At 30.1% G+C, this 3,144-nt stretch carries 4 protein-coding genes; all 4 read left to right on the forward strand.

Translation table 11 applies throughout. The features are described 5' to 3' along the window. Positions 1-85: 85 nt before the first annotated feature. Positions 86-1,054 carry a class I SAM-dependent methyltransferase gene (locus tag AB1349_13285; GenBank protein ID MEW6558297.1) on the forward strand — a complete coding sequence of 323 codons (969 nt, stop codon included), beginning with the start codon at positions 86-88 and terminating at the stop codon, positions 1,052-1,054. Then, complete coding sequence (locus AB1349_13290) at positions 1,051-1,590, forward strand: class I SAM-dependent methyltransferase (protein MEW6558298.1); 540 nt, start codon at positions 1,051-1,053, stop codon at positions 1,588-1,590. The genes AB1349_13285 and AB1349_13290 overlap by 4 nt, the downstream gene beginning before the upstream one ends. A gap of 9 nt (positions 1,591-1,599) precedes the next feature. Next, on the forward strand, positions 1,600-2,772 hold the full coding sequence (locus AB1349_13295) for a glycosyltransferase family 4 protein (protein MEW6558299.1): 1,173 nt from the start codon (positions 1,600-1,602) through the stop codon (positions 2,770-2,772). Positions 2,773-2,776: 4 nt separating this feature from the next. Further along, positions 2,777-3,144, forward strand: a 368-nt coding sequence (locus AB1349_13300; GenBank protein MEW6558300.1) for a hypothetical protein, incomplete at its 3' end; no start/stop codon positions are given.

The raw sequence follows: 3,144 nt of genomic DNA on the forward strand, positions 1-3,144 counted from the left end.
TGATTTTGTCATTAAATATTTAGGTTCAATAAGAAAATAAATCATCTCAATGTGCTAGAATTGATAAGGAGTTGAAATAAAAAACATGAAATGTATTATTTGTGATTCAGATAAAAATAACATTTATTGTATTGCAAAGTCCCTGGACAGTTTTGAAAATATTGAATATGCATATTTAAGATGCAATAGTTGCGGGTTGGTATTTCTCATGCATCGGAACAATACAGATAGAACAAACATTTATGAAGAAGGTTACTATAGCCGAGAAAAGCCGGCATTTAATAAGATTATAGAACAAATAATGTTTTATTTTGGTTACTGGCGGTGGAAAAAGATAGAAAAATACTTTGGTCGTTCTGATGGAAATAAGAAATTATTGGATATCGGTTGCGGTAAAGGAAAATTTTTACACATTGCAAGAAGCAATAATTGGCTTGTCTATGGAATAGAACCCTCTTCCAGAAGTTATGAAGTTGCGGTAAATAAATATCACCTGAATGTGCTACCACGGGAAATGTGTCCTGACCAATTTAATGCTAAAGAATTTGATTTAATTACTTTGTGGCATGTGTTTGAACATCTTGATAATCCTGAGACCTGTCTCAAAACAATTCACAAATGGTTAAAAGAAAAAGGATGTATTTTGATTGCCGTTCCCAATATTGGCAGCATAATGTCCAAATTTGGAAAAGAACTATGGTTTAATCTTGACCCACCAAGACATGTTTTTCATTATTCACAAAAGTCCCTTGAAAAAATATTATGTAAAAATAATTTTGCAATAATTAATAAATCACATTTTTATCCGGAAATTGACTTTATAAGTGTAGTATTGACTTTACTGAATAAAATTGGTATTTATCCGAATTTTTTATTCAATTTCTTAAAGCGTAATAGAAAAGCATTGCCTGATAACATTTTTATTTTTGGATTAAATTTAATAATTACTTTATCATCTTTGATTTTAATAGGGATACCAATTATTTTTTTTACTTTTATTCAGGCACTTTTAGGTAAAGGAGAAACTATGATAATCATAGCTAAAAAATTATGAAAATTTTGGATATAGGTTGCGGGAATAATAAAAAACATCCAGATGCTGTAGGAATTGATTTCAGCTCAGATTCAAACGCTGAAATTATCCATAATTTGAATATTTTTCCTTATCCTTTTGGTGACAATGAATTTGATTTGGTTTATATGGTTTCCATTTTGGAACATCTGGATAATATATTTAAAGTTATGGAAGAAGTTTGGCGAATAACTAAAAACGGTGGTAAAATTATTATTTTTGGTCCAACACGATTTAGTAGTGCTTTATATGATGATCCAGAACACAAAAGAGCTTTTACTTTAAAAAGTTTTGATTATTTTATAGAAGGTACAAAAAGTTATAGATATAAAAAAAGCAAGGTTTGTTTTAGTAAAATTAAATCTGAGTATCAGATGGAATGGAATAAGAAAAATTATTCATTATATGAAAGATGTGTTTTATGGTGGGCTAATAAACATCCTGTGTTTTATACAAAACACATGGAAAGTATTTGCCCGGTTCAGAGAGTGTATTTTGAGTTACAAGTTGTAAAGTAAGGAACTCTTATGAAAATAATGTTACTCCATAAGGAATTATCATGGGAGGGAGGAGGTGATAGACAATCTGTGATGCTGGCTACAAATTTACTGAAATGGGGGCATCAGGTAACAATATATACGACCCAATATAACTCACAAAGTTGTTTCCCTGATATTACAAAAAATTTAGATATACGGCCCATAGGAACTTATGGAAACAGTAAAGATGCAAAAAAAATGGCTAATATAATTTGTAATATAATGTATGAGAAAAAAGAAAGTTTTGATATTATCAATTGCCATGTTCATCCGATGCAGTGGACTGCGAGTTATATTAGCAAAATGAAGAAAATACCAGTTGTTTGGATGTGTAACGATCTCCCTGCTTGGTACCTGCCATTTGTAGGAATAAAAGAAGTTAATTGGATTAAATGGATATTGTACAAAACAATAATCCCATTAATTGATAAGTTATTGATTAAAAGGATATCTGCAATAGTCGTATTTAATAGACACGACCAACAGCTAATAGAAAATTATTACAATAAAAAAGCATGGATAATACATAGTGGATTAGATATGGAAAAATTTTGTGATGGCAATAGAGAAGCAATCAGAAAACTTCACAATATAGAACCTGATACCATACTGCTTTTATGTGTTAGTTTGTTGGGTCCTAGACGTCGCACACAAGATGTAATCATAAGTTTAAAGTTATTAATTTCTAAAAATTACAATGTAAAGTTAATAGTGGTAGGAGGGGAACAACATTATCCCGGATACAGCGAAGTTATACGTCAATGCGCTAAAGAAAATGGGGTTTTAGAAAAAGTAATTCTGACAGGCAGTGTGCCTGAAAAACAACTTCCCAGTTATTACGCTGCTTCGGATATTTTTATTTATCCGCATATCAATCAAACATGGGGACTGGCTCCCTTTGAAGCAATGGCAGCAAGAAAACCAACTATTGTTTCAACTGACACTGGTGCTGCTGATGTTTTAATAAATTATCAAACAGCACTCTTAGTCAAACCAAAAGACCCAGAATTACTTGCTAAAAAAGTTGTTGAACTAATTGAAAATAACGATTTAAGAGAAAGGTTAATAAAACAAGGATATGATTTTGTCAAAAAAAATATATCATGGAAAAAATACACTGGTGAAATGTTAAAAGTTTTTAAGGAAGTTGCCAATCTTTGATTTTATGAACAAAAGTACTTTTAATGGACTATTTGAAAATAACTTTAAATTCTTAATAAACAAACGTTACCTAATCTTTATTATAGGTTTCATAGGTGTTAGAATATATTTACTTAATTATAATCAGGGTGAGTTAGTGGATACTTATGATATTCTATACCGGGCAAAGGAAATACTAAATTTTCAATATTCAAAATATGAATGTCGGCTTCCTGTTTATCCATTTTTGATTGCTTTGAGTATGCTTATTATGGATGGACTTTTAGGTGCCAAGATAATAAATTTATTTGTTTCAATTGGTATAATTTATTTATGTTATAAACTCTATGATACGTTTTTCCCAAAAGAAAGAGGCAAGTTTCTTTTTTTGGT

Source organism: Elusimicrobiota bacterium, from assembly GCA_040757695.1.
Lineage (GTDB): Bacteria > Elusimicrobiota > UBA8919 > UBA8919 > UBA8919 > JBFLWK01.

Coding starts and splice junctions, on each gene's coding strand:
- AB1349_13285 (MEW6558297.1), top strand. CDS start 86: ATGAAATGTATTATTTGTGATTCAGATAAAAATAACATTTATTGTATT.
- AB1349_13290 (MEW6558298.1), top strand. CDS start 1,051: ATGAAAATTTTGGATATAGGTTGCGGGAATAATAAAAAACATCCAGAT.
- AB1349_13295 (MEW6558299.1), top strand. CDS start 1,600: ATGAAAATAATGTTACTCCATAAGGAATTATCATGGGAGGGAGGAGGT.